Annotated in this window: 23 protein-coding genes; 16 read left to right on the top strand and 7 right to left on the bottom strand. The window is 59.3% G+C overall.

The genetic code is table 11. The annotated features are described in order from the left end of the window. Window position 1: 1 nt before the first annotated feature. From SLW75_RS15960 to yaaA, 4 genes are all read right to left on the bottom strand, one after another. Complete coding sequence (locus SLW75_RS15960) at window positions 2–1174, bottom strand: alginate biosynthesis protein Alg44 (RefSeq protein WP_065991934.1); 1173 nt, start codon at window positions 1172–1174, stop codon at window positions 2–4. 53 nt (window positions 1175–1227) lie between these two features. Beyond that, the gene (gene alg8 / locus SLW75_RS15955; protein ID WP_065991936.1) at window positions 1228–2709 is read right to left on the bottom strand and encodes a mannuronan synthase; all 1482 of its coding nucleotides are present in this window, start codon (window positions 2707–2709) and stop codon (window positions 1228–1230) included. Window positions 2710–2838: 129 nt separating this feature from the next. Continuing rightward, the gene (locus SLW75_RS15950) at window positions 2839–4155 is read right to left on the bottom strand and encodes a nucleotide sugar dehydrogenase (RefSeq protein WP_065991938.1); all 1317 of its coding nucleotides are present in this window, start codon (window positions 4153–4155) and stop codon (window positions 2839–2841) included. Window positions 4156–5152: 997 nt separating this feature from the next. Next, a complete protein-coding gene (yaaA, locus tag SLW75_RS15945; protein WP_065991940.1) occupies window positions 5153–5932 on the bottom strand; it encodes a peroxide stress protein YaaA in 780 nt (259 codons plus the stop codon). Between the two features lie 183 nt (window positions 5933–6115). Here yaaA and SLW75_RS15940 point away from each other — a divergent pair, with 183 nt between their 5' ends. From SLW75_RS15940 to SLW75_RS15905, 8 genes are all read left to right on the top strand, one after another. Continuing rightward, the gene (locus tag SLW75_RS15940; protein ID WP_083233238.1) at window positions 6116–7369 is read left to right on the top strand and encodes a polysaccharide deacetylase family protein; all 1254 of its coding nucleotides are present in this window, start codon (window positions 6116–6118) and stop codon (window positions 7367–7369) included. 315 nt (window positions 7370–7684) lie between these two features. Further along, a complete protein-coding gene (locus SLW75_RS15935; RefSeq protein WP_192132648.1) occupies window positions 7685–9079 on the top strand; it encodes a PhoH family protein in 1395 nt (464 codons plus the stop codon). 155 nt (window positions 9080–9234) lie between these two features. Further along, complete coding sequence (moaC, locus tag SLW75_RS15930; protein WP_065991948.1) at window positions 9235–9720, top strand: cyclic pyranopterin monophosphate synthase MoaC; 486 nt, start codon at window positions 9235–9237, stop codon at window positions 9718–9720. Next, window positions 9717–9968 carry a MoaD/ThiS family protein gene (locus tag SLW75_RS15925; RefSeq protein ID WP_166650494.1) on the top strand — a complete coding sequence of 84 codons (252 nt, stop codon included), beginning with the start codon at window positions 9717–9719 and terminating at the stop codon, window positions 9966–9968. The genes moaC and SLW75_RS15925 overlap by 4 nt, the downstream gene beginning before the upstream one ends. A 1-nt stretch (window position 9969) precedes the next feature. Continuing rightward, complete coding sequence (gene moaE, locus SLW75_RS15920; RefSeq protein WP_065991953.1) at window positions 9970–10419, top strand: molybdopterin synthase catalytic subunit MoaE; 450 nt, start codon at window positions 9970–9972, stop codon at window positions 10417–10419. Window positions 10420–10726: 307 nt separating this feature from the next. Then, the gene (locus tag SLW75_RS15915) at window positions 10727–11377 is read left to right on the top strand and encodes a CsgG/HfaB family protein (RefSeq protein WP_410934962.1); all 651 of its coding nucleotides are present in this window, start codon (window positions 10727–10729) and stop codon (window positions 11375–11377) included. A 23-nt stretch (window positions 11378–11400) separates the two neighbouring features. Then, the gene (locus SLW75_RS15910; RefSeq protein WP_410928428.1) at window positions 11401–11772 is read left to right on the top strand and encodes a DUF4810 domain-containing protein; all 372 of its coding nucleotides are present in this window, start codon (window positions 11401–11403) and stop codon (window positions 11770–11772) included. Beyond that, the gene (locus SLW75_RS15905; RefSeq protein ID WP_065991957.1) at window positions 11769–12428 is read left to right on the top strand and encodes a DUF799 domain-containing protein; all 660 of its coding nucleotides are present in this window, start codon (window positions 11769–11771) and stop codon (window positions 12426–12428) included. Before SLW75_RS15910 ends, SLW75_RS15905 begins: the two co-directional genes overlap by 4 nt. Before the next feature lie 58 nt (window positions 12429–12486). Here SLW75_RS15905 and rhlB read toward each other — a convergent pair whose 3' ends face one another. Together rhlB and SLW75_RS15895 are read right to left on the bottom strand one after the other, a co-directional pair. Beyond that, window positions 12487–13941 carry an ATP-dependent RNA helicase RhlB gene (gene rhlB / locus SLW75_RS15900; protein WP_410934899.1) on the bottom strand — a complete coding sequence of 485 codons (1455 nt, stop codon included), beginning with the start codon at window positions 13939–13941 and terminating at the stop codon, window positions 12487–12489. Between the two features lie 114 nt (window positions 13942–14055). After that, window positions 14056–14712, bottom strand: a complete 657-nt coding sequence (locus SLW75_RS15895; RefSeq protein ID WP_410934898.1) for an alpha/beta hydrolase — start codon at window positions 14710–14712, stop codon at window positions 14056–14058. Window positions 14713–15201: 489 nt separating this feature from the next. Between SLW75_RS15895 and SLW75_RS15890 the strand changes: the two genes are divergently transcribed. The 7 genes from SLW75_RS15890 (at window position 15202) to SLW75_RS15860 (ending at window position 21851) form a co-directional block, all read left to right on the top strand. Further along, on the top strand, window positions 15202–16233 hold the full coding sequence (locus SLW75_RS15890) for an amino acid ABC transporter substrate-binding protein (RefSeq protein ID WP_065991973.1): 1032 nt from the start codon (window positions 15202–15204) through the stop codon (window positions 16231–16233). A gap of 65 nt (window positions 16234–16298) precedes the next feature. Continuing rightward, the gene (locus SLW75_RS15885; protein WP_410934897.1) at window positions 16299–17480 is read left to right on the top strand and encodes an amino acid ABC transporter permease; all 1182 of its coding nucleotides are present in this window, start codon (window positions 16299–16301) and stop codon (window positions 17478–17480) included. A gap of 10 nt (window positions 17481–17490) precedes the next feature. Next, entirely contained in the window at window positions 17491–18588 is a 1098-nt protein-coding gene (locus tag SLW75_RS15880; protein WP_192132659.1) for an amino acid ABC transporter permease, read from the top strand. Between the two features lie 10 nt (window positions 18589–18598). Further along, window positions 18599–19363: an amino acid ABC transporter ATP-binding protein gene (locus SLW75_RS15875; RefSeq protein ID WP_037014923.1), complete on the top strand. Its 765-nt coding sequence runs from the start codon at window positions 18599–18601 to the stop codon at window positions 19361–19363. Window positions 19364–19592: 229 nt separating this feature from the next. Beyond that, complete coding sequence (locus SLW75_RS15870; protein ID WP_410934896.1) at window positions 19593–20900, top strand: CynX/NimT family MFS transporter; 1308 nt, start codon at window positions 19593–19595, stop codon at window positions 20898–20900. Between the two features lie 89 nt (window positions 20901–20989). Then, window positions 20990–21475 carry a nuclear transport factor 2 family protein gene (locus SLW75_RS15865; RefSeq protein WP_410934895.1) on the top strand — a complete coding sequence of 162 codons (486 nt, stop codon included), beginning with the start codon at window positions 20990–20992 and terminating at the stop codon, window positions 21473–21475. A gap of 46 nt (window positions 21476–21521) precedes the next feature. Beyond that, on the top strand, window positions 21522–21851 hold the full coding sequence (locus SLW75_RS15860) for a GIY-YIG nuclease family protein (protein WP_065991980.1): 330 nt from the start codon (window positions 21522–21524) through the stop codon (window positions 21849–21851). Here the strand turns inward: SLW75_RS15860 and SLW75_RS15855 are convergent. Continuing rightward, the gene (locus SLW75_RS15855; protein ID WP_065991982.1) at window positions 21838–22803 is read right to left on the bottom strand and encodes a hypothetical protein; all 966 of its coding nucleotides are present in this window, start codon (window positions 22801–22803) and stop codon (window positions 21838–21840) included. The genes SLW75_RS15860 and SLW75_RS15855 overlap by 14 nt on opposite strands. A gap of 190 nt (window positions 22804–22993) precedes the next feature. Between SLW75_RS15855 and SLW75_RS15850 the strand changes: the two genes are divergently transcribed. Further along, window positions 22994–23926: a glutathione S-transferase family protein gene (locus tag SLW75_RS15850; RefSeq protein WP_410934894.1), complete on the top strand. Its 933-nt coding sequence runs from the start codon at window positions 22994–22996 to the stop codon at window positions 23924–23926. The last annotated feature ends 1 nt before the right edge of the window (window position 23927 follow it).

Genomic DNA, 23927 nt, shown 5'->3' with positions numbered 1-23927 from the left:
TTTAGAAACCTGCCGCCGTGGCTTTATCGATCAACCAGTTCAGCGACGGGCCGCGGGTGCTTACCACTTCAACCGGACGACCTGCCAGGCTGCTGTTGATGGCTTCGTCAGGCTGGATCTGAACGCGGATGTCGGAAGACAGGTCAGCAGGGCTCAGAGCCGTGGCGCTGACGATCTTGCCGCTGTGGTCGCCGTCTTCGCCGGCAACCTGGAAGGTCACGCGAGCGCCCGGCTGTACATCGGCGAACTGACGGTAGGTGAAGCGAGCATCGACATTGGCGGCAACGTTGCGCGGGACCATCTGGAAGATGACCTGACCTTTGCTTGCGTACTGACCGTCGGCGACCAGTTGCTTGGCCACGACGCAATCGCACGGGCTGGTCATGGTGCCGGCCAGTTGACGACCAAACAGCTCTTCGATTTTGGCCGGCTGCATTTCGTCCGGGTCCAGGTTGCCTTTCAACATGTCCAGCATGCTGGTGTTGAAAGTCGCCAGCGGAGCGCCTTTGGCGACGTTGCCGTTTGGCGTTACCAGGCTGGTCACGGTGCCTTCACGAGGCATGGTGACATCCAGGCTAGGGACGCTGACCAGGCCCGAGGTGGAGTGGCTGACGAAGTACATGCCGTAGACCGATTTCGCGACGAAGCCGAACGCAATCAAACCGACAGCGAAGATACCGACGCTGAAGGTCACGGCGCGCAGGCGACCGAAGGCGCTCAGGCCGCTGCCGCCGTCTTTGGATTTGCGGGCCTTGGTGAAGTTGTCGCGCTGCAGGGTAGCCAGCACTTCGCCCATGCTGATGAGGTCGCCCGACAGGTGCGAAGTGATCAGGTGACGCAGCGTCGAGATGTCCTGGGATTCCAGATTCTGGAACTGGCAGCCGACACGGCCGGTGCTCGAATCGATGGTGCGCACTTGCAGGTCAACGTCCATTGCCAGACCGAGGTTGTCGATCAGGAACTGCAGACGACCCTTGATGACTTCACCGACGCCTGGACGCAGGTTGGCAGGAGCGACAAAGCTCAGACCGCCTGCGGAAAGGTCTTCGACACGCACCAGCGGGGCGTTCGGCTGACCATTGAGCAGTCGCAGTTTGGCCGGGATCTTGACCCGTGCGTGCTGACGCTGGGCTTCGGATTCATGTACGACATTGGCATTCACGGCTGTATTCATGGTGGTAATTCCTGATTAATCGAGTTGATCCATTGTTTCGGTCAAAGGCCCGGTCAGACCATTGTCAGCAGCACGGCAACGAAGATGCTGCCAGCCGAGAAAGTCATGGTCCGCGACGACCAGGTGTTGAACCAACCCTGGAAGCTGGCCATGTCGCGGCTCAGTTTTGTGTCCTGTCGGGTCCAGGACTGTCGGTCGAGACGGAAGAAGACGTAAATCTTCATCAGTGCGCCGACGATCTGGTTGTAATAGAGAATCATCGGATACGCCGGCCCGATCTTGTGCCCGCTGCACGACAGCAGCAGGGTCAGGATAAGACGGGTGATACCGATCCACAGCAGGTACGCCAGCAGGTATTCGATGCCGAACTTGAGGCTTGCCAGCATGGCAACGGTCAGGCCGAGGATCGATGTCCACATCGATACGCGCTGGTCGAACAGCACGATGCTGGTGAAGACCCCAAGACGACCGAAGCCCAGACCCAGCGCACGGGAGTTCTGCCGAAGGTTGTTGCCGTACCAGCGATACATCAGCTTGCGGCTGGCTTTCAGGAAGCTCTTTTCCGGCGGGTGTTCAACGGTGTTGATGGCGGCATCCGGCACGTAGAACGTGTCGTAGCCCAGGCGCATCAGGCTGAACCAGCTGGACTTGTCGTCGCCGGTCAGGAACTTGAAGCGGCCCAGACGCCAGTGCTGCAGCGAATCGCTTTCCACGTCAGCGATGAACATCGGGTCCGTCACCACGGTGGCGCGGAACACCGACATACGGCCGGTCATGGTCAGCACGCGCTTGGACAGCGCCATCGAGCACATGTTGATGTGACGCTGAGCGAAACGCAGCTTGTGCCACTCGCTCATGATGTAGCCGCCGCGTACTTCACAGAATTCGTTGGTGGTCAGGCCGCCGACGTTGCCGAACAGCTGGAACCACGGAACTGTTTTCTGCACCACGCCTTCAGCGAGAACGGTGTCGCCGTCGATCACCGCAACCACGGAGCGGTCGTCCGGCATGTGGCGGGAGATGGCGCGGAAACCGAACGCCAGACCATCACGCTTGCCGGTACCGGCGATGCGCACGAAGTCGAGCTTGACGTGCTCCGGCGGGTTGTACTTGGCCCACAGTGCCTTGACCAGCAGCTCGTCGGACATTTCCACCAGGGAGCACACGATGGTGGTCGGGAAGCCGCAGTTGATGGCTTCGCGAATCACCGAGCTGTATACCTGAGCGGTGGTCAGCGCATCGATACGAAAGCTGGTGACCATCAGGAACACGTGGGACGGATCGGCTGCCTTGCCCAGCTTGCGCACTTTGCGGCGCAGGTGCGGGTAGACGATGTACAGGAAGATCATGCCGCGCACGAAGTGCGTTGCGCCCATCGAGTAGCGCCAGATGCCGACGATACCGATCAGGAAAATGAAATCTTTGGAGTGCGAGTCAAACAGCGATGCAGGCAGCGCCATGGCAATGGCAGCCAGCAAAGTTAGATAAAACAGCCAACCTGCGGCCTGGAGGAAGCCGTGCTTCAGCCTTTGCATAGTGTGTATCCCTAAGTCAGTTGCAACCTCAAGCCGCAAGCTTCAAACCTCCCGTCGCAGGCGCTGACGCCCGGGACGGGAGGGATGAAGCCTGAAACTTGCAGCTCGTGGCTTGCAGCTCGCTGTGTGTTACCAGCAGATACCTTCGATTTGACCGTTTTCGGTGGTGGTGCCTTTCATGAAGCCCACCAGGTCAATCACACGCTTGCCGGCTGGCGCGTTGTTGGCGAGTGCACGGAAGCGCTCGTCGCGGTTACCCAGGATGATCACGTCGGAGTTGTTGATGACCGCGTCGAAGTCCGAGTTCAGCAGGGACGAAACGTGCGGGATCTTGGACTCGATGTAGTCCTTGTTGGCGCCGTGAACGCGAGCGTATTCGACGTTGCTGTCGAAGATGCTCAGGTCGTAGCCTTTACCGATCAGCATTTCTGCCAGCTCGACCAGTGGGCTTTCGCGCAGGTCATCGGTACCGGCCTTGAAGCTCAGACCCAGCAGGGCAACTTTGCGAGTGTCGCTGGCAGCAACGATGTCGAAAGCGTTCTGAACCTGGGAAACGTTGCTGCGCATCAGGGAGTTGAGCAGAGGTGCTTCAACGTCCAGAGTGCTGGCGCGGTAGGTCAGGGCGCGGACGTCCTTCGGCAGGCAGGAACCGCCGAAAGCGAAGCCTGGGCGCATGTAGTACTGCGACAGGTTCAGAGCCTTGTCCTGGCAGACCACGTCCATCACTTCGCGGCCGTCGACGCCGACTGCCTTGGCGATGTTGCCGATTTCGTTGGCGAAAGTGACCTTGGTCGCGTGCCATACGTTGCAGGTGTACTTGATCATTTCGGCAACGGCGATGTCCTTGCGGATAATCGGTGCGTCGAGTTCTTCGTACAGGGATTGCAGAACGTCACCGGACGCCTTGTCGAATTCGCCGATAACGGTCATCGGAGGATGGTCGTAGTCAGCGATCGCGGTGCTTTCACGCAGGAATTCAGGGTTGACCGCGACACCGAAGTCAACGCCGGCTTTCTTGCCCGAGCAGTCTTCGAGGATCGGGATGACAACGTTTGCGACGGTGCCTGGCAGAACGGTGCTGCGCACGACGATGGTGTGACGGGTGCTCTTGTCACGCAGTACGAAGCCGATTTCGCGGCAGACCGATTCAATGAAGTCCAGCTCCAGATCGCCGTTCTTCTTGCTTGGCGTGCCAACGCAGATCATCGACAGGTCAGTGTCGCGGATCGCTTCGGAGAAGTCGGTGGTGCCACGCAGTTTGCCGGTCTTGATGCCGGTTTCCAGCAACTCGCCCAGACCTGGCTCAACGATTGGCGACTTGCCTTTGTTGATCAGATCGATCTTGGCAGCGGAGATGTCCACGCCAACAACATCATGACCACGCGCCGAGAGGCAGCCTGCGCAGACTGCACCGACATAGCCCAAACCAAAGATGCTGATACGCATAGTAATCTCCTCAATGTTTACGCCATTAGTTGGCCGAATATAAAAACTGTCTTACAACTTTTCGCGCACTCGTACGCACGGCAAATGAATGTCGCGTGACAAGCACAGGCAGAATTAAGGGTGAGTTACCTGGATGAAAGGTAAACCCGAATGTTACAGATCAAAAGTGTCGAGTAGCCCATACATATTTATATAGGTTCCCGATCTGGGATGTGGCAGGCACTCCGGCGGATGATTTGCGCGTCGTGCTCAGGCGATCAAGGACAAGGCTTTTGGCCGTCTCCCGATGAATCTGCCCCGATTCACGACTGCGGGCACCCGAATGGTGCTAGCTCAATTCACTTCAACTAGTTTGGTGCGTGACTCCTTGTACGTACCACTTGACCCATGGGTCTAACTTCGTTGAGAAGCAACTTCCAGATCTGTCCATGTGCCATGTAAGAGATGTCCTACATGGGGGACGAGAATTGTTACGGGATGTAGGAGCGTGGGCAATCCCCATAAGTTCCGGGCCGCTCGTCCTCTTTTTGAGATTTTTCGTAACACTCGGTGCTTTCTGGCGGGATCCAGCGGGCTGGCGATCAAGGTTTGAGCCTTAGTTTATAAGGCTTTGGCCGGCCTGCAGGGTGGGGTGTCACTAGTTCAAATTCACGGGCCGAAATCTGCAAAAAAAGTTGTTAATTTTTTGAGAAAAAAAACAGCCGTTAGTTTTCGACTGTTAGTTGGCGCCAATTAGCTGTCAGCACTACCGTTCGTCCGTGCAAACTGTAGCTTATGAACTAAGTAAGTGTGGGAATTTGCGAACAGAGTCACTGTTTTTGTTTGCTTTCGGTTGGATGGACAGACGCATTCGAATGATGGTGTTTGCCTGCTCGCACTAAAATCACGAGAAATGTGCGCTGAGCAGTGCACTGAAGTAGGGATGAAATGGCGTCGCGATGCCCGTCATTGGTTGAAGACGGGCAGGCATTTGGTCGCAGGAAAGGGCAGGTGCCAATCAGGCATCTTGCTCATCGCGCAGGAAAATGAGCTTGTCCGGGGAGGACAGTTCTTTGCTGTATCGATAGCCGTGGGCATCGAACTGGGCCAGGTCTTTGGGCTTGCTGATGCGCTCGGAAATGACGAAGCGGGTCATCATGCCCCGTGCTTTCTTGGCATAGAAGCTGATGATCTTGTACTGGCCGTTTTTCTGGTCGCGGAACTCGGTTTCGATCACGCGGGCATTAAGTGCCGGCCGCTTGACCGCCGAAAAGTACTCGTTCGACGCGAGGTTAAGCAGCACGTCGTCGCCTTGTTCTTTCAGCGCATCGTTCAGCCACTCGCTGATGCGGTCGCCCCAGAATGCATAAAGATCCTTGCCCCTGGCGTTCGCCAGTTTTGTGCCCATTTCCAGCCGATACGGTTGCATCAGGTCCAGGGGGCGCAGCAATCCATAGAGCCCGGACAACATGCGCAGGTGCTTCTGGGCGTAAGTCAGATCGGGTCCGCTCAGTGTGTCGGCGTCGAGCCCTGTATACACATCGCCCTTGAATGCCAGCAGTGCCTGTTTGGCGTTTTTGGGGGTGAACGCCGGATCCCAGCTGCCGAAGCGGGCGGCATTGAGGCCCGAGAGCTTGTCGGACAGGTGCATCAGCTCGCCGATCTGCGCGGGGGTCAGGTCGCGCAGCTGGCTGATGAGCTCCTGAGAATGATCCAGAAATTGCGGCAGGGTATGGCGCTTGGTGGTAGGCGGCGTTTCGAAATCGAGGGTTTTGGCTGGGGAAATCACCATCAGCATGGGCAGGTCTCCTTTAATCGTCGGGCGATTCTAGGGGTTGCGTGAGGTTCACTCCAGCTATGGTGTCGATAGGCGCAATCCTACGGAAGCCGTGCCCGAATCCGGCCATCTGGCCCTGGGCAAATCCGCTATAGTGCCTCGCCGGTTTTCGGCCTCTTTATCAAGGATTGGGAGCACGTCGTTTTGCGCATGCTGTTATTGATCGGAGCCTGTTTGCTGGGGCTCAACGCACAGGCGGCCACGGGGGATATCGCGATGCTGGATCGCGCAGTCTGGCCGGAGGCTCTGGAAACGCCGCAGCTGTTCGACGTCGCTTCTCGCGCCCAGATTCTCAGCTTCGCCCATCAGTTGCTGGAAAGCGAAAAGCTCAGCGATGCCCAGCTGAGTGCGCGCCTGGGGCTGCGCCAGATCAACCTGCCGACGGTGAACCTGATCCGCACACGGTTGTGGACGCGCCTGTTCGAGAACTGGACATTCGCTGAAAAAACCTGTGAAGCCGACGCCTCGTTCTGCGTGCTGGTCGACGACGTGCCGATGCTGCGTCAGCGCGCCGCCGAATACAAAGTGGCCGATGATTCCTTCTATGCGCAGTGGGCGGCGCCGGCCGATGCCTTCAGCCAGCGTTATCTCAACGAACTGTTGCGCATGGCCGCCCTGTTCCCGCAGACCAGCAGCGAGATCGAGCGCTATAACTCCGACGAACTCAGCGGCGAAGAAATGCCGGACCGGACCTTCCTGCTCAATTTCGAGAGCGGTCCGACGGTTGCTGATGGGGCCACGGACTGGCTGGCTGACTTCATGCGCCAACAGAAGATCACCGCGACGTTCTTCGTCCTGGGCAAAAGCCTGCAAAGTCGTCTCGACAGCACTTCAGCGCCAGCGCTGCAAAACGTCTACCGGCAGCAATGCGTCGGCCTGCAAGGCTGGGAGTTCAGGTCCCATGCCCATTGGCGCGACTGGCAAGACTCCATCCAGCGCACGGCCGCGCTGATTCAGCAGGTGTTGCCGGACAATTTCGTGCCGCTGTTCCGTCCGCCTTACGGGCATCGTCGTGCCGACAGCGCGCCGTTCTTCCGCGATCAGCAGCTGCGGGTGTCGCTGTGGAACATCGATTCCCAGGACAGCACCGGACGCATCAGCGCCGAGCAGGCTGCCAACCGGGTGCTGACGCTGATGCTGCTGTGGCGGCGCGGCAATGTGGTGTTTCATGACAGCACGGACAAGCCGCAACAGGCGGTCCCATGGCTGATGGCCAATACCGCGCAAAGCGGTGTGATCTGGGAGGATTGCCATATTTATCCGCAGCAGTTGGCGGACGAAGAAGATGTGCCGGATGAGGAAGATGACACGCCAGACGATGACGCCGCAGAAGAGCCCGCCGAGCAGCCGGGAGCAGCGACAGATCAGACGGCGCCGGCCGCGAAAGAAAAGGAATAGAGAGGGGGAGATGTCGGAAATTTCTGAGGATTTATCCCAGACCGGACTTCCGACTTTAAACGCGGTTGCCCCATCCGCCAAGGCCTAATTCGCCCCCTGAAAAATAAACTTCAAAAAGCGCTGAAACGCGTTTTTATGTCATCGGTTTTGCGGTATTACGACAACAGACCGCCGAACCCTGCAACACAGGTGGCGTCATTCCAGACCCCACTTTGCGCAATTTTCTCCTGCCTCAAGGGGAAAGCCTCGGCGGCCTTTTCGTGACGCAACATCGCTGTGTGTTGCGCCACCCGGCTACTACAAAGGTGAGCGAGTATGGATGACCACGGACGCACCCCTTCCTCTAACCAGCCAATCCTTTACGTGCTCGATACCAACGTATTGATCCATGATCCAAACGCGCTTCTGAATTTCGAAGAACACCACGTTGCACTCCCCATGACGGTCCTCGAAGAACTGGACAAGCTCAAGGCGGGCAAGCACTCGGTGGCTGCCGAATGTCGGCAGGCGATCCGTTTGATTGACAAGACACTCGGCGAAGCGACCCCGGAGGAGGTCGAAAAAGGCGTACCGATCGATCGCGGTACAGGTGTTTTCAAAGGCTATCTGTCCATCCTCATGAACAAGCGGCAAGAGCCCAACCGGGTGCTGCCCGACAACCTCAACGACAATATCATCATCAATCAGTTGATTGACCTGCATGCGCGGAAAAAGGACACGCGCATCGTATTGGTCACCAAAGACATCAACATGCGCCTCAAGGCACGTGCCTGCGGCATCGAGGCCGAGGATTACAGCACCGACCAACTGGTCGACGACGTGTCGATGCTGTCCCGCGGCTACCACACCATGACCGGCTCTTTCTGGGACCGGGTGAGCAAGGTCGATACCCGCCAGGATCACGGCCGTACCTGGCACAAAGTGCAGATGATCGAGCAGCTTCCGTCTGTGCACATCAACGAATTCATCATCGATGAGCAAGGCTTCGTCGGTTGGGTCAAAGGCGTCAAGCCTGATGAGTTGCTGTTGCTGGACATGCATCAAGAGCCGCTGCTGCACCAGGAGGCGTGGGGGCTGAAGCCGCGCGACATCTATCAGGGCCTGGCGCTGTTCGCGCTGCTGGATCCGGACATTCATCTGGTCAACCTGTCCGGCGCGGCCGGTTCGGGCAAGACCATTCTCGCCCTGGCCGCTGCCATCGAGCAGACCATGGTCAGCAAGCGTTATCGCCGCATCATCGCCACCCGCAGCGTGCAGGGGCTGGACCAGGAGATCGGTTTTCTGCCCGGCACCGAAGCAGAAAAGATGGAGCCATGGCTTGGCGCGATCACCGACAACCTGGAAGCGTTGCACATGGACGATGAAAACACCCATGGCAGCGTCGATTACATCCTGAGCAAGGTGCCGCTGCAGTTCAAATCCCTCAACTACATTCGTGGCCGAAGCTTCCAGCAGAGCCTGATCCTGATCGATGAATGCCAGAACCTCACGCCGCACCAGATGAAAACCATCATCACCCGTGCCGGCGCCGGTTCAAAGGTGGTCTGCCTGGGCAACCTGGCGCAGATCGACACCCCTTATCTGTCGGCCACCAGTTCGGGGCTGACCTACCTGACGGAGCGTTTCAAGGACTTCCCCAACGGCGTGCACATCAGTCTGCAAGGTGTTCCACGCTCGATCCTGGCTGAATACGCGGAGAGCCATTTGTAACGTGACATCAGCTTCAAGCTTCTAGCCTCAAGCTGCAAGCCGACGTCCGCTTAAGGTCGTTAGCTTGCAGCTTGCAGCTTGCAGCTTGCAGCTTGCAGCTTGTGGCTTCTAGCCCTAACTCCCTACAATCCCCGCTCCTGTTCAGGAGTCATCCCGTGCTCACTCATCTCGATTCCCAAGGTCGCGCCCACATGGTCGACGTCACTGAAAAAGACGTGACGTTCCGTGAAGCCGTGGCCGAAGCGCGCGTGCGCATGCTGCCCGAAACCCTGCAAATGATCGTCGAAGGCGGGCACCCCAAAGGTGACGTATTTGCCGTCGCACGCATCGCCGGCATTCAGGCCGCGAAGAAAACCAGCGATCTCATTCCCCTCTGCCACCCGTTGATGCTTACGGGCGTGAAGGTCGAACTCACCGCCGAAAGCCCTGACACCGTGCATATCCTTGCCCGCTGCAAACTCTCCGGCCAGACCGGCGTGGAAATGGAAGCGCTGACCGCCGCCAGCATCGCCGCCCTGACCATCTACGACATGTGCAAGGCCGTGGACCGAGGCATGACCATCGAGCACGTGCGACTGCTCGAAAAACTCGGTGGCAAAAGCGGGCACTTCATCGCCGACGAGCAGGTGAACGCCCAATGACCATTCACGTGCAAGTCCAGTTCTTCGCGCGTTTTCGCGAAACCCTCGGCACCGAGAGTGAGACGCTCGAAGGTGCGTTCGCCACCGTCGACGCCGTGCGCCAGCATTTGCTCGAGCGCGGTGGTGTGTGGGAGGTGCTCAGCGAGAAAGGCATCATGTGCGCCCGTAATCAGGAGCTGTGCTCCCTGGACACGCCTGTTGAGCCGGGCGACGAGGTGGCGTTCTTCCCGACCGTCACCGGAGGCTGATATGGGCGTGCGAGTGCAAGCCGCAGCGTTCGATCCCGGCGCGGAAGTGAATGCCATGCACGACGCCAACGTCGGCGTGGGTGCGGTGGTCAGCTTTGTCGGCTACGTCCGCGACTTCAACGACGGCCTTGAAGTGGCAGGGATGTTCCTTGAACACTACCCCGGCATGACCGAGAAAGCGCTGCTCAAGATCGTCGATGAAGCGCAGCAGCGCTGGCCGCTGCTCAAGCTGGAAGTGATTCACCGGGTGGGCGAATTGAAACCGGGCGAGCCTATCGTGTTCGTCGCAGCCGCCAGCGCCCATCGCCAGGCGGCATTCGAAGCCTGCGACTTCGTCATGGACTACCTGAAGACCCGAGCGCCGTTCTGGAAGAAGGAAAACACGTCAGAAGGGGCCCGTTGGGTGGAGGGCCGCGACAGTGACCACAAGGCCGCGGATCGCTGGAAATAAGCCGGTTTGAGAGGCCCGTTAAACAGGCGCTGTTTAGAGTGGTTGACGCCAGTAAGCTGGCGTCTTAGCATTGCGGCCGGATTGATATCACTATGATATCCCTCAGGGAATGAGCTCGTCTATCAGGAACCGTATTCCGGTTCCTGCGCGTCAATCTCGTCAAAACCCCTCCGTTTGCCCCAAATCACCGCACCTTGCGGGCGATCAACCGTGCCTGTGCAGGCGCAGTTGAGGCCAACGGAAGGACATGAATCTGAAAATACGGAGTGTGGGTGTGAACCGATTGCAGCAGGTGTTCGTTTCAGGGATGGCAGCGGCAACGCTGGTTGTAGTCAGTGGTTGTGCCACGGAGAGCTCGCGGGCGATGCCGGTGGAAAAGGTCGAGAGCTACAACACTCCCTACGCCGGCGTACGTACGCCGATCGCGGTGGGCAAGTTCGATAACCGTTCAAGCTACATGCGCGGGATCTTTTCCGACGGCGTTGACCGCCTTGGCGGACAGGCCAAAACCATTCTCATCACCCACATGCAGCAGACCAATCGCTTCAACGTGCTGGACCGCGACAACATGGCCGAGATCGGCCAGGAAGCGGCGATCAAAAAGACAACGCAGCGGCTCCGTGGGGCTGATTATGTGGTGACCGGTGACGTCACAGAGTTTGGCCGTAAAGAAGTAGGAGACCAGCAACTGTTTGGTTTGCTGGGTCGTGGCAAGTCCCAGATCGCCTACGCCAAGGTCGCCTTGAATATCGTCAACATCAGCACGTCCGAGGTGGTGTATTCCACTCAGGGCGCGGGCGAGTATCAGTTGTCCAACCGCGAGGTCATCGGTTTCGGCGGGACTGCCAGCTATGACTCGACGCTCAACGGCAAGGTGCTGGATCTGGCCATGCGCGAAGCCGTCAACAACATGGTGCGGGCGATTGATGCCGGTGGCTGGGAGCCGGTTGCCAACTGATCACTACAGGGAGTTCGTTTCACATGCAAAACAGTACCCGTCAGTTCCGGTTGATCGCGATGGCGGCAGCAAGCCTGTGGCTTGCCGGCTGCGCTCAACAACCCAAGACCCTGTACCAGTGGGGCAGCTATCAGCCCGAGGTCTACGAATACTTCAAGGGTGAATCCAAAGAGGCCCAAGTCGCCAAGCTGGAGGAAGACCTGCAGAAGATACGTTCCACCAACGGCAATCCGCCACCGGGCTACCACGCTCAGTTGGGCATGTTGTACGGCAGTCTGGGCAAGGATGATCAGATGGTGCAGGAGTTTCGGACCGAGAAGGGGCTGTTCCCCGAGTCGGCGACCTACATGGATTTTCTGCTTAGAAACGTCAAGACAGGAGTCGCCTCCAAATGAGCGCACGTTATCTGACGCTGGCCGCCAGCCTGCTTGCAGCCACCCTGCTGGGCGGCTGCGTAGCGCCGAAGACCGTCGATTATTCGGCCTTCAAGGAAAGCAAACCCCGCTCGATCCTGGTGCTGCCACCGGTTAACGAGTCACCCGACGTCAAGGCGACATACAGCCTGCTGTCCCAAGTCACGTTCCCGCTCGCGGAGGCCGGCTATTACGTCTTGCCAGTGGCACTGGTCGACGAGACGTTCAAGCAGAACGGCCTGACCAGTGCAAACGAGATTCAGGAAACATCCCCGGCCAAACTGCGGGAAATCTTCGGTGCGGATGCGGCGATGTACGTCAAGGTGACGCAGTACGGCACCAGTTACATGGTCATCAGCAGTCAAACGATCGTGGCGGCCACCGCCAAGCTGGTCGACCTGCGCAGCGGAACGACGCTGTGGACCGGCACTGCCAGTGCGTCCAGTGATGAAGGCGGCAACAATAGCGGCGGCGGGTTGGTTGGCATGCTGATCACTGCGGCGGTCAAGCAGATCATCAATAGCTCAACCGATGCAGGCCATCCTATCGCCGGTATCGCCAGCCAGCGTTTGCTCTCGGCCGGCAAGCCAGCAGGTCTGTTATATGGCCCGCGTTCGCCTCGTTACGGCACTGACTGACACCGATCAGGCACAAAAAAAGCGCAACCCCTTCCAGGGTTGCGCTTTTTTTTGCGGCTTACTCCGCCGCAGGAACCGCCCGCTGCACGCGCACGACTGGCCGCAGCAACACGGTCGGTGGCGTTTCGCAGCTGATCTTGCGGCCCAGCTTTTCTTCGATCGACGGCAGCTGATACGAATCGTCTTCACCGGCGAAGCTGATCGACACGCCATCTGCACCCGCACGACCGGTCCGGCCGATGCGGTGTACGTAGTCGTCCGGTACTTCCGGCAGGGTGAAGTTGATCACGTGGCTGATGCCGTCGATGTGAATCCCTCGACCCGCGACGTCAGTGGCCACCAGCACGCGAATCTTGCCTTCCCGGAAACCTTCCAGCGTTTTGATGCGCTTGTGCTGGGGCACGTCGCCTGAGAGCTGCGCGGCATTGATGCCGTCACGCACGAGGCGCTCCTCGATACGCCGCACTTCATCCTTACGGTTGGCGAAGACCATCACCCGCTCCCAACCGTGGTCGTTGATCAGGTTGAACAGCAGCTTGTATTTGTCGGCGCCGGCGACGGCATAAATGTGTTGCTCGACGGTATCGCTGGCGACGTTCAGCGACTCGATCTCGACGATCGCCGGTTCTGTCGTCCACTGCTTGGCCAGGTTCATCACGTCGTCGGTGAAAGTGGCAGAGAACAGCAGCGTCTGACGCTCGCCCTTGTGCGGGGTCTGGCGAATGATCGAGCGCACTTGAGGGATGAAGCCCATGTCGAGCATGCGGTCGGCTTCGTCCAGCACCATGACTTCAACCATGTCCAGGTGCACTTCGCCGCGCTGGGCGAAGTCCAGCAGACGGCCTGGCGTGGCGACCAGAATGTCGCAGTGGCGCGCTTCGAGGTGTTTGAGCTGCTTGTCGAAATCCATGCCGCCCACAAACGTCATCACGTTGAGGTCGGTGTATTTGGTCAGCGCCTCGGCGTCCTTGGCGATCTGCACCACCAGCTCGCGAGTCGGCGCAATGATCAGCGCGCGGGGTTCACCCATGTAGCGCTCTTTCGGCGGAGGTGTCTGGGTCAGCTGCGTGATGATGGAAATCAGGAACGCGGCGGTCTTGCCGGTGCCGGTCTGGGCGCGGCCGATGGCATCGCGGCCTTTGAGGGTGTAACCCAGAACGCCCGCCTGGATCGGCGTGCAGTACGGGAAACCCAGGTCTTGGATGGCGTGCATCAGTTCGGGGGCGAGCGGGAAATCATGGAAACGGGTTTTGCCTTCCAGGGGCTCGACGGCGAAGTCTTCGAGGTTCCAGGGAATCACGACTGGCTTGGGCGCACGTTCGCGGCGCGGGCGTTCAGCTCTGGCGGCCGGTGCGGCGGCTGCCAAAGGCTCGGGCGTTGGCACGTGCACTTCTGCTGCTGACGGTTCCCGCGAGACAGTTTCGGTCTGGCGCTGGGGGACGGGGAGGGGAGCAGCCGGCGCGAGCGGCTCAGCCTCGCTTTTTCCGAACATCTTTTTAAGTGCTTTGAGCACGGTGATCTCATCGATTGATTTAGGAATGTACGCCGGGGAGTGTAAAGCAAGAACCCGGCGCAGCGTAGTGTCCTAGCAAATCCGCAGCGCAATTGGAAGGATCAAATGAGTGGACTAGCGAAGCTTATCCGCGAGCCAGACACCTATGTCGGAAATTTCCTGCGGTAACACTTCGTGCTCCATTGGGTATTCCTGCCATGTCACGGTGACGCCCTGCGCTTCCAGATATTCGTAAGCCGCGCGGCCCATGGCATGCAGAACCACCGGGTCATTGCTGCCGTGCAAGCAATAGGCCGGAATGCGTTGCTGGCTGGCGGACAGGCTCATTTCGTCGCTGAACGTCGGTGCGTACGTGGACAGCGCGAGCACGCCGCCAAGGGGGCCTTCCCAGCGAAGGAAGGCGGTGTGCAACACCACGGCGCCGCCTTGGGAAAACCCGGCCAGGAAAGTTCGGGCCGGGTCGATGCCGCTGTCGCGCTGCTGTTCGATCAGCTTGATGACGTCTTGCGCCGAGCCTTCCAGCTCGCCGATGTCGATGGCGCGGGCCGGGCTCATGGCCTTGATGTCATACCAGCTGGGCATTGCGTAGCCACCGTTGATGGTCACGGCCCGGGTCGGTGCCTGCGGCAGAACGAAGCGCGTGGTCTTCAGCGTCTTCTGCAGCATCTCTGCCACCGGCAGGAAATCGTAGCGATCAGCCCCCAGGCCGTGCAGCCAGATCACGCAGGCATCGACTGCCAATTCCGGTTCGAGGATCAACGGTTCAGACATGTGTGCTCCATTAGTGTGCGATGCCGTCGGCGCAGCGCTTTAAGGCGGTGCGTCGGGCTGTTGGCGGCGTTTGAAAGATGTCGCAAGGTTACAAGTTTTGATCTTGACCTGTCGCTAATTCGACATTGCCAGCATGGTGGTACGGGCTTTGCTACACAACCCGCGGAGTGAAGGCGCTCACCTCGGGCGGTAACACTAATAGGCTATCAAGCAGACAGCCGAGTGTTGCGTCAGAGGCAGCAAGGAATCATCGAACAGGATTCCCGGCACGATTCGCTTTGAACCTCGGGGTTCAAGGACATCATGGGGCTTCAGTCTGCTGGACTCGCCACATGCCGAACACGCGATGACCAGATGCCTGGCGCCGGTGGCGGTAAACGGGTTCAACGTCGCATGACCCAAAAACAAGCCAGCACGGGTCATGAATGCCTCACAAGGGTGCGACGGGGCTGAGGCTCCTACACAACAAAGAGCAAACTGGAGGTTCGAATGAAGATGTTGAAATCCACCCTGGCTGTAGTGGCCGCCGCTGCAGCGCTCGGTCTGACCGGGTTCGCTCAAGCGGGTGCCAAGCTGGACGCCATTCAGAAGAAGGGCTTTATTCAGTGCGGCGTCAGTGACGGTCTGCCAGGCTTCTCGGTTCCGGACGCAAGCGGCAAGATCCAGGGCATCGACGCCGACTTCTGCCGCGCTGTTGCTGCCGCAGTGTTTGGCGACGCGACCAAGGTCAAATTCAGCCAGCTGAACGCCAAAGAGCGTTTCACTGCGCTGCAGTCCGGCGAAATCGACATTCTGTCGCGTAATACCACCTGGACCAGCTCTCGCGACGCGAGCATGGGTCTGGTGTTCCCGGGCTTCGTCACTTATTACGACGGCGTTGGCTTCCTGGCCAACAGCAAGCTGGGCGTGAAAAGTGCCAAGGAACTGGACGGCGCGACGATCTGTATTCAGGCCGGTACCACCACTGAGCTGAACGTGTCGGACTACTTCCGCGCCAACAACCTCAAGTACACCCCGATCACGTTCGACACCTCCGACGAAAGTGCCAAGTCGCTGGAATCCGGTCGTTGCGACGTACTGACCTCCGACAAATCCCAGCTCTACGCACAGCGCTCCAAGCTGGCCTCGCCGAAGGATTACGTCGTTCTGCCTGAAACCATCTCCAAAGAACCGCTGGGCCCGGTTGTCGCCCGTGGCGATGAAGACTTCAGCACCATCGTTCGCTGGGTCGGCTACGCGCTGCTGAACGCGGAAGAAGCAGGCGTCACCTCGAAAAACGTTGAAGCCGAAGCCAAGTCGACCAAGAACCCTGACGTGGCCCGCTTGCTGGGTGCCGACGGCGACTACGGTACTCAGCTGAAGCTGAAGAAAGACTGGGTCGTGCAGGTCGTCAAGCAAGTCGGTAACTACGGCGAAATGTTCGAGAAGAACCTGGGCGCAGGCACTCCTCTGGAGATCGCTCGCGGTCAGAACGCTCTGTGGAACGCTGGCGGCATTCAGTACGCACCACCAGTGCGTTGATTGACCTGCGCCCGGCTGCGTGAATCGCGGCCGGGCGCTTTGTTGCATTTCTTCCGGGGCACTCCATGCAAAATCAAATCAGCGCACCCAAGCAGAGGCTCAGCCTCAGCGACCCTAAAGTGCGTGCGTGGCTATTTCAGATAATTACGGTTGTCGCCGTAGTCGCGATGGGTTGGTATCTGTTCGATAACACCCAGACCAACCTGCAACACCGGGGTATCACCTCAGGTTTTGGTTTCCTTGAAAACAGTGCCGGCTTCGGCATCGCGCAGCACCTGATTCCGTTTACGGAGTCGGACACCTACGCGCGGGTTTTCCTGATCGGTTTGCTCAACACGCTGCTGGTGACGTTCATCGGCGTGATCCTCGCGACCCTGCTGGGCTTCATCGTCGGCGTCGCGCGTTTGTCCAACAACTGGATCATCAACAAACTGGCAACGGTTTACGTTGAAGTCTTCCGTAACATTCCGCCGCTGCTGCAGATCCTGTTCTGGTACTTCGCGGTGTTCCTGACCCTGCCGGGTCCGCGAGCGGCCCACGGGTTTCTCGGTTCGTTCTTCGTCAGCAGCCGTGGCCTGAACATGCCGGCCGCGATTGCCACCGATGCGGCGTGGCCGTTCGTGATCAGCGTGGTACTGGCCATTGTCGCCATCGTGTTCATGACGCGCTGGGCGAACAAGCGCTTCGAAGCCACGGGCGTGCCGTTTCACAAGTTCTGGGCGGGCCTTGGGCTGTTCATCGTGATTCCTGCGCTCTGCGCGCTGATCTTCGGTGCACCGGTGCATTGGGAACTGCCCGAGCTGAAGGGCTTCAACTTCGTGGGCGGCTGGGTGTTGATCCCTGAACTGCTGGCGCTGACGCTGGCCCTGACGGTTTACACGGCGGCATTCATCGCCGAAATCGTGCGTTCGGGCATCAAGTCCGTGAGCCATGGCCAGACCGAAGCGGCACGTTCGCTGGGCCTGCGTCCAGGCCCGACGCTGCGCAAGGTCATCATCCCCCAGGCGCTGCGGGTGATCATCCCGCCATTGACCAGCCAATACCTGAACCTGGCGAAGAACTCGTCGCTGGCCGCCGGTATCGGTTACCCGGAAATGGTTTCGCTGTTCGCCGGTACCGTGCTCAACCAGACCGGTCAGGCCATCGAAGTCATTGCCATCACCATGAGCGTGTACCTGGCGATCAGTATCAGCATTTCCCTGCTGATGAACTGGTACAACAAGCGCATTGCGCTGATCGAGCGGTGAGGAAACGCGCATGACATCCCATACTTTCAAACCCGACATGCCACCGCCCAGCAAAGTCTTCGGCCCGGTGGCATGGATGCGCCAGAACCTGTTCTCGAGCTGGATCAACACGCTGTTGACCCTGTTCGCGATCTACCTGATCTGGCTGGTTGTTCCACCGCTGCTGAGCTGGGCCATCTTCGATGCCAACTGGGTCGGCACCACGCGCGCCGACTGCACCAAGGCCGGCGCCTGCTGGGTGTTCATCGAACAGCGCTTCGGCCAGTTCATGTACGGCTACTACCCGCAGGCACTGCGCTGGAGGGTTGATCTGACCGTCTGGCTGGCGATCATCGGCGTGGCGCCGCTGTTCATCAAAGTGATGCCGCGCAAGGCGATCTACGGCCTGTCGTTTCTGTTCATCTACCCGATCATTGCCTACTTTCTGCTGCATGGCGGCGTGTTCGGCCTGGATCAGGTCGCCACCAGCCAGTGGGGCGGCTTGATGCTGACCCTGGTGATCGCCACGGTGGGTATCGCCGGCGCGTTGCCGCTGGGTGTGGTGCTGGCCTTGGGGCGTCGCTCCGAAATGCCGGCCATCCGCGTGATGTGCGTGACGTTCATCGAGTTCTGGCGAGGCGTTCCACTGATCACTGTGCTGTTCATGTCGTCGGTGATGCTGCCGTTGTTCCTGCCTGAAGGCATGAACTTCGACAAACTGCTGCGCGCACTGATCGGCGTGATCCTGTTCCAGTCGGCGTACGTGGCCGAGGTGGTTCGAGGCGGCATGCAGGCCATTCCGAAAGGTCAGTACGAAGCGGCTGCGGCAATGGGTCTCGGTTACTGGCGGCGCATGGGGCTGGTGATTCTGCCGCAGGCCCTGAAGCTGGTCATTCCCGGTTTGGTCAACACCGTGATCGCGTTGTTCAAGGACACGAGCCTTGTGATCATCATCGGCCTGTTCGACCTGCTCAACAGCGTCAAACAAGCTGCCGCCGACCCCAAGTGGCTTGGCATGGCGACCGAGGGTTACGTGTTCGCGGCCCTGGTGTTCTGGATCTTCTGTTTCGGCATGTCCCGCTACTCCATGCATTTGGAGCGTAAGTTGGACACAGGCCACAAGCGTTAGGAGTTTTGTGATGAGTGAAGCTATCAGTAAGCCTCTGGGCGCCGAAGGCATGATCCGGATGGAAGGCGTGCACAAGTGGTACGGCCAGTTCCACGTGTTGAAAGACATCAACCTGAACGTGCGTCAGGGCGAGCGCATCGTGTTGTGCGGTCCGTCGGGTTCGGGCAAGTCGACGACCATTCGCTGCCTCAATCGTCTGGAAGAACACCAGCAGGGTCGCATCGTGGTCGATGGCACCGAGTTGACCTCGGACTTGAAGCAGATCGAGACGATTCGTCGCGAAGTCGGCATGGTGTTCCAGCACTTCAACCTGTTCCCGCACCTGACCATCCTGCAGAACTGCACGCTGGCGCCGATGTGGGTGCGCAAGATGCCCAAGCGCAAGGCCGAAGAAATCGCCATGCATTATCTGGAGCGCGTGCGTATTCCGGAGCAGGCCCACAAATACCCGGGTCAGCTCTCCGGCGGTCAGCAACAGCGTGTGGCGATCGCCCGCGCGCTATGCATGAAGCCGAAGATCATGCTGTTCGACGAGCCGACTTCGGCCCTCGACCCGGAGATGGTGAAAGAAGTGCTCGACACCATGGTCGGCCTGGCGGAAGAGGGCATGACCATGCTCTGCGTGACCCACGAAATGGGCTTCGCCCGCACCGTGGCCAACCGCGTGATCTTCATGGACAAAGGCGAAATCGTCGAACAAGCCGCGCCAAACGACTTCTTCGATAATCCGCAGAGTGATCGTACGCGCCTGTTCCTGAGTCAGATTCTGCACTGAGTCAGTCGCCGCTACACAAAGAGCCCGGGCCCAAGTGCCCGGGTTTTTTACTTTGTGGGAGATTGCTGGCAGATAGATCAGCGGCGTCATCATGTTTGAGGCGCGTGGGCTTACGACACCGCAAAACTGTACCCAATCCCCGTAAAACTTGTGTTCTCTGCCGATCTCCAACAGGATTACTGCTTTGCGCAATGCGCTGTTACATCCTCCTGCCCCCCACGAGAATCCCATGACGACCAAGGCGCCGACGGCGAGCAGTTCCCGTTCCAATGCTTCGACCCCTCACGACATCGACCAGCTGCTGATTGATGCAGAAGCCGATGACGAGCAAGTTCAGCAGCTACACCCCGTCCTGAAGCGCCCGTGGTTCCTGCTGTTGGGGCTGGTGCTGGTGGCGCTGAACCTGCGTCCGGCGTTGTCGAGCATGGCGCCATTATTGAGCGAAGTGTCACGAAGCCTGGGGCTTTCTGCGGCCACGGCCGGCTTGCTGACCACGCTGCCGGTGTTGTGTCTGGGCCTGTTTGCACCGCTTGCGCCGATTCTTGCGCGACGGTTCGGCAGCGAGCGCGTGGTACTCGGCATTCTGCTGACCCTGGCGTGCGGGATCGTTCTGCGCAGCTCGCTCGGCGAGTTCGGTCTGTTTGCGGGCAGCATCATGGCCGGGGCCAGCATTGGTATCATCGGGGTATTGCTGCCCGGCATCGTCAAACGCGACTTCGCCAAACAGGCCGGCGCCATGACGGGCGTGTACACCATGGCGCTGTGCCTGGGCGCTGCCGTTGCGGCGGGTTCAACGGTTCCGTTGAGCGAGGCGCTGGGTAACGGCAACGGCAGCGACTGGACGCTTGGCCTGGGCTTCTGGATCGTCCCGGCGATTCTCGCCGCGATCTTCTGGTGGCCGCAAACGCGTCAGCGTCATGGTCAGCATCAGGTGGCCTACCGGGTGCGCGGTTTGCGCCGCGATCCTCTGGCCTGGCAAGTCACCCTTTATATGGGGCTGCAATCGTCGCTGGCCTACATCGTGTTTGGCTGGCTGCCGTCGATCCTCATCGGGCGCGGACTGACTGCCACTGAAGCCGGGCTGCTGTTGTCCGGTTCGATCATGGTGCAACTGGTCAGCTCGCTGACCGCGCCATGGCTCGCAACGCGAGGCAAGGATCAGCGGGTCGCGATTGTGCTGGTGATGCTGCTGACCCTGGCGGGTCTGTTCGGCTGTCTGTATGCACCGCTTGAGCAATTGTGGGCCTGGGCCATCGTGCTTGGGCTGGGCCAGGGCGGGACGTTCAGCCTGGCGCTGACCCTGATCGTGTTGCGTTCGCGCGACTCCCACGTCGCCGCGAACCTGTCGAGCATGGCCCAGGGCTTCGGCTACACCCTGGCGTCGCTCGGGCCTTTCGCGGTGGGCGTCGTGCATGACTGGACCGGCAACTGGGACTCGGTGGGCTGGATCTTCGGCATCATCGGCATCGCCGCGATCATCGCTGGCCTTGGCGCGGGGCGCGCCCTGTACGTGGGCGTCACCAGCGAGAAAGTCTGAGGGTCGGCATTTCCCCTGCGAATGCCCGTGGCAAAACGCGCTGCGGCCGCTTATCGTGCAGGCATTCAATTTCCACGGACGGCGTTCCCATGAGCGAGACCTTTACCAGCGAACACAACAGTGCGCTGATCACGCGCTTCTACGAAGCGTTCAGTCTTCTGGACGCCGAGACGATGGCCGCGTGCTACAGCGAAGACGTGGTGTTTTCCGACCCGGTGTTTGGCGAGCTGCGGGGGCGGGATGCCTGTGACATGTGGCGCATGCTGACTTCCCGCGCCCGTGACTTTTCGGTGGTGTTCGATCACGTCCGTGCCGATGCCACAACCGGCGCTGCCCACTGGGTCGCGACCTACCTGTTCAGCCAGACCGGTCGCACGGTGGTCAACGACATCCAGGCGCGGTTTGTTTTTCGCGACGGCAAGATCTGCGAACACCACGATCAGTTCGATCTGTGGCGCTGGGCGCGTCAGGCCCTCGGTACGCGAGGTGCATTGCTGGGCTGGGCGCCGTTTGTGCAAAACGCCATCCGTGCACAGGGCCAGAAAGGGCTGAAGGCTTTTCAGGACAGTCGCTGACGCTTTGTTAAAATCCGCTCCCCTCGCTAATGCGCCACGGTCCTGCATGTCTGACGCCGAAATCGCCACCGCACCTGTGCCCGAAGCCGTGCCGGTCAAATCCTGGTTCGTGTACTTGGTGCGCGCGGCCAACGGTTCTTTGTACTGCGGTATCAGCAATGACCCGCAGCGCCGATTCGCTCAACATCAGAGCGGCAAAGGCGCGCGTTTCTTCAGCTCCAGCCCGGCGGTGGCGCTGGTTTACGTCGAGGCCTGTCGCGACAAAGGCGACGCGTTGCGGCAGGAGCGCCTGATCAAAAAGCTGCGTAAAAGCGCCAAGGAAATACTGGTCTGCAGTGGGCCAAGCGGCGGTCAGCCATCCTTCACCGCGCAATGACTTGATCTTCTTGATGGTACGAAAATGGCTGCTCTGAGCTAAGGTCCATGCGCACGATCGGCGCATAGCTACCGTTGGCAACAAGCTTTCGCTGAAAGTTTCGCGCCGTTTCGATGCCGCTATCGTAATGAGCTGAGTCGACTGAGTCGACGAAAACCGCAGAGATCAGGTCTTTCAGGCCATACCCATCATCCACGGTGGCCATCAGTAGTTCATTCCAGGCAATATCCCATAAAGGGTAGTGTTCCTGCATGGCGATCGAGTTACGCCATCCTTTCTGGCTATCTGCATTCCAGGAACACTGCGTCGAACTGGAGAACTGCATGTCGCCGGTATAGGCAATCCATCCTTCTAGCGTAGTAATGCCGAAGCTTTCGCATGAGCCCCACGCGTATTCACTATTCTTATGGGTCGCCTTAGGCTGCGGATAGACGCGATGCACCCCATTCCCCGGTTCCCTCGGTACACACCCATTGTGCCTCACATTCTGTCCGGTACCTGCGTCTTTTGGAAACAGGCAGATGAAGCCAGCGTCGTAACCTGGCAAGCCCAGACGATGACCTTCTACCGCGTTGCGCAGTATGAAGCCAGCTTGACGCATCACGGACCACTTAGGGTGGGCGTCCCGGCGTATCCAGGAAAACGACGTCGCGCCTCGATTCATCGAATTCGGACTATGTGTCCAGGGCAAGTAGTCGCCGTCTGTAGTCCCCCTTACGATTAATCCACTGCAGTAGTAATGACCACGACGAAGATCGGTGCCGATTTCTCTGCAGTCCTCGTTGATGTCGTTGTACTGGCGGTTAAGAGAGGCCACCAAAGCCTCAGACGATTGTTTTCCTTGCGCCGCATAAGACGCGTGCGTCTCAAGGCGTGCAGGGCTTTGCGGAGTGGCGGATTGGCAGCCTGTAACCAGTGAGCTGACGATCAGGGCTGTTATGAGGATTTTCATTTGGTTATTCCTTCCATGGTGATAACCAAAGCCTAGGCGTCTCCAGTCCTATCGGTGAGTAGTTCCTTGGATCATCTTGCGATAACGCTGACTACGGTTATCGCGAGTGTCTAAATTGGCAGTGTCGTCACTCGACGCACCCGCATAGAGGCATTAGGCTCAGCGCTCCCTAGAAGAGGCCTCGAGCGCAATGTCAGAACTTATCCTGCACCATTACCCGACGTCCCTGTTCGCCGAAAAAGCCCGGTTGATGCTGGGTTTCAAAGGCCTGTCATGGCGCTCGGTCAACATCCCGTCGATCATGCCAAAGCCCGACCTCATGCCCCTCACCGGCGGCTATCGCAAAACCCCGGTTCTGCAAGTGGGCGCCGATATCTACTGCGACACCGCGTTGATCGCGCGCCGGCTTGAGCAGGAAAAGTCTTCGCCGACCTTTTATCCCGAAGGTCAGGAGTTCACGGCGGCCAGCCTCGCGGCCTGGGCGGATTCGGTGCTGTTCCTGCACGCTGTCAGCCTGGTGTTTCAACCGGCCTCCCTCGCTGTGCGTTTCGCCAAAGTCCCGCCTGAGGCCGTGAAGGCATTCGTTGCCGACCGCGCCACGCTGTTCGATGGCGGCAGCGCCAATCGCGTGCCGCTGGAAGTGGCGCAGCATCAATGGCCGACGCTGATGGCGCGTCTGGAAACCCAGCTGGAGCGCAACGGTGATTTCCTCTTGGGCGCGCCCTCGATTGCCGATTTCTCGGTGGCCCACACCCTGTGGTTCCTGAAGCAAACGCCTGTCACATCCCCGCTCGTGGACGCCTATCCGGCGGTGTTGGGCTGGTACGAGCGCGTTATTGGATTCGGCCATGGTGCACCGAGCGAGTTGAGTTCTAGCGATGCCGTTGAAATCGCGCGCGGGGCGACCCCGGCGCCGGTGCCCAACGAAGCGTTCACCGATCCCAACGGTTTTACCGTCGGCCAGCAGGTCACCGTGTCTGCCGTGGATTACGGCGTTGACGCGGTGGCGGGAGAGTTGGTGTTCAGCGGGCGCGAAGAGATCATCCTGCGTCGTGAAGACGAACGCGCGGGTACCGTGCATGTGCACTTCCCGCGCGTTGGTTTTCAAATCAAAGCCGCCTGAA

The sequence above is a fragment of the Pseudomonas sp. W5-01 genome (assembly GCF_046540435.1).
GTDB lineage: Bacteria > Pseudomonadota > Gammaproteobacteria > Pseudomonadales > Pseudomonadaceae > Aquipseudomonas > Aquipseudomonas graminis_B.
This window is presented reverse-complemented; position numbering and strand designations above follow the sequence as displayed.

Excerpts from the sequence above, each read along its gene's own strand:
- SLW75_RS15960 (WP_065991934.1), bottom strand. The coding sequence starts at position 1,174 with ATGAATACAGCCGTGAATGCCAATGTCGTACATGAATCCGAAGCCCAG.
- alg8 (WP_065991936.1), bottom strand. The coding sequence starts at position 2,709 with ATGCAAAGGCTGAAGCACGGCTTCCTCCAGGCCGCAGGTTGGCTGTTT.
- SLW75_RS15950 (WP_065991938.1), bottom strand. The coding sequence starts at position 4,155 with ATGCGTATCAGCATCTTTGGTTTGGGCTATGTCGGTGCAGTCTGCGCA.
- yaaA (WP_065991940.1), bottom strand. The coding sequence starts at position 5,932 with ATGCTGATGGTGATTTCCCCAGCCAAAACCCTCGATTTCGAAACGCCG.
- SLW75_RS15935 (WP_192132648.1), top strand. The coding sequence starts at position 7,685 with ATGGATGACCACGGACGCACCCCTTCCTCTAACCAGCCAATCCTTTAC.
- SLW75_RS15925 (WP_166650494.1), top strand. The coding sequence starts at position 9,717 with ATGACCATTCACGTGCAAGTCCAGTTCTTCGCGCGTTTTCGCGAAACC.
- moaE (WP_065991953.1), top strand. The coding sequence starts at position 9,970 with ATGGGCGTGCGAGTGCAAGCCGCAGCGTTCGATCCCGGCGCGGAAGTG.
- SLW75_RS15915 (WP_410934962.1), top strand. The coding sequence starts at position 10,727 with ATGGCAGCGGCAACGCTGGTTGTAGTCAGTGGTTGTGCCACGGAGAGC.
- SLW75_RS15910 (WP_410928428.1), top strand. The coding sequence starts at position 11,401 with ATGCAAAACAGTACCCGTCAGTTCCGGTTGATCGCGATGGCGGCAGCA.
- SLW75_RS15905 (WP_065991957.1), top strand. The coding sequence starts at position 11,769 with ATGAGCGCACGTTATCTGACGCTGGCCGCCAGCCTGCTTGCAGCCACC.
- SLW75_RS15895 (WP_410934898.1), bottom strand. The coding sequence starts at position 14,712 with ATGTCTGAACCGTTGATCCTCGAACCGGAATTGGCAGTCGATGCCTGC.
- SLW75_RS15890 (WP_065991973.1), top strand. The coding sequence starts at position 15,202 with ATGAAGATGTTGAAATCCACCCTGGCTGTAGTGGCCGCCGCTGCAGCG.
- SLW75_RS15885 (WP_410934897.1), top strand. The coding sequence starts at position 16,299 with ATGCAAAATCAAATCAGCGCACCCAAGCAGAGGCTCAGCCTCAGCGAC.
- SLW75_RS15880 (WP_192132659.1), top strand. The coding sequence starts at position 17,491 with ATGACATCCCATACTTTCAAACCCGACATGCCACCGCCCAGCAAAGTC.
- SLW75_RS15875 (WP_037014923.1), top strand. The coding sequence starts at position 18,599 with ATGAGTGAAGCTATCAGTAAGCCTCTGGGCGCCGAAGGCATGATCCGG.
- SLW75_RS15870 (WP_410934896.1), top strand. The coding sequence starts at position 19,593 with ATGACGACCAAGGCGCCGACGGCGAGCAGTTCCCGTTCCAATGCTTCG.
- SLW75_RS15865 (WP_410934895.1), top strand. The coding sequence starts at position 20,990 with ATGAGCGAGACCTTTACCAGCGAACACAACAGTGCGCTGATCACGCGC.
- SLW75_RS15860 (WP_065991980.1), top strand. The coding sequence starts at position 21,522 with ATGTCTGACGCCGAAATCGCCACCGCACCTGTGCCCGAAGCCGTGCCG.
- SLW75_RS15855 (WP_065991982.1), bottom strand. The coding sequence starts at position 22,803 with ATGAAAATCCTCATAACAGCCCTGATCGTCAGCTCACTGGTTACAGGC.
- SLW75_RS15850 (WP_410934894.1), top strand. The coding sequence starts at position 22,994 with ATGTCAGAACTTATCCTGCACCATTACCCGACGTCCCTGTTCGCCGAA.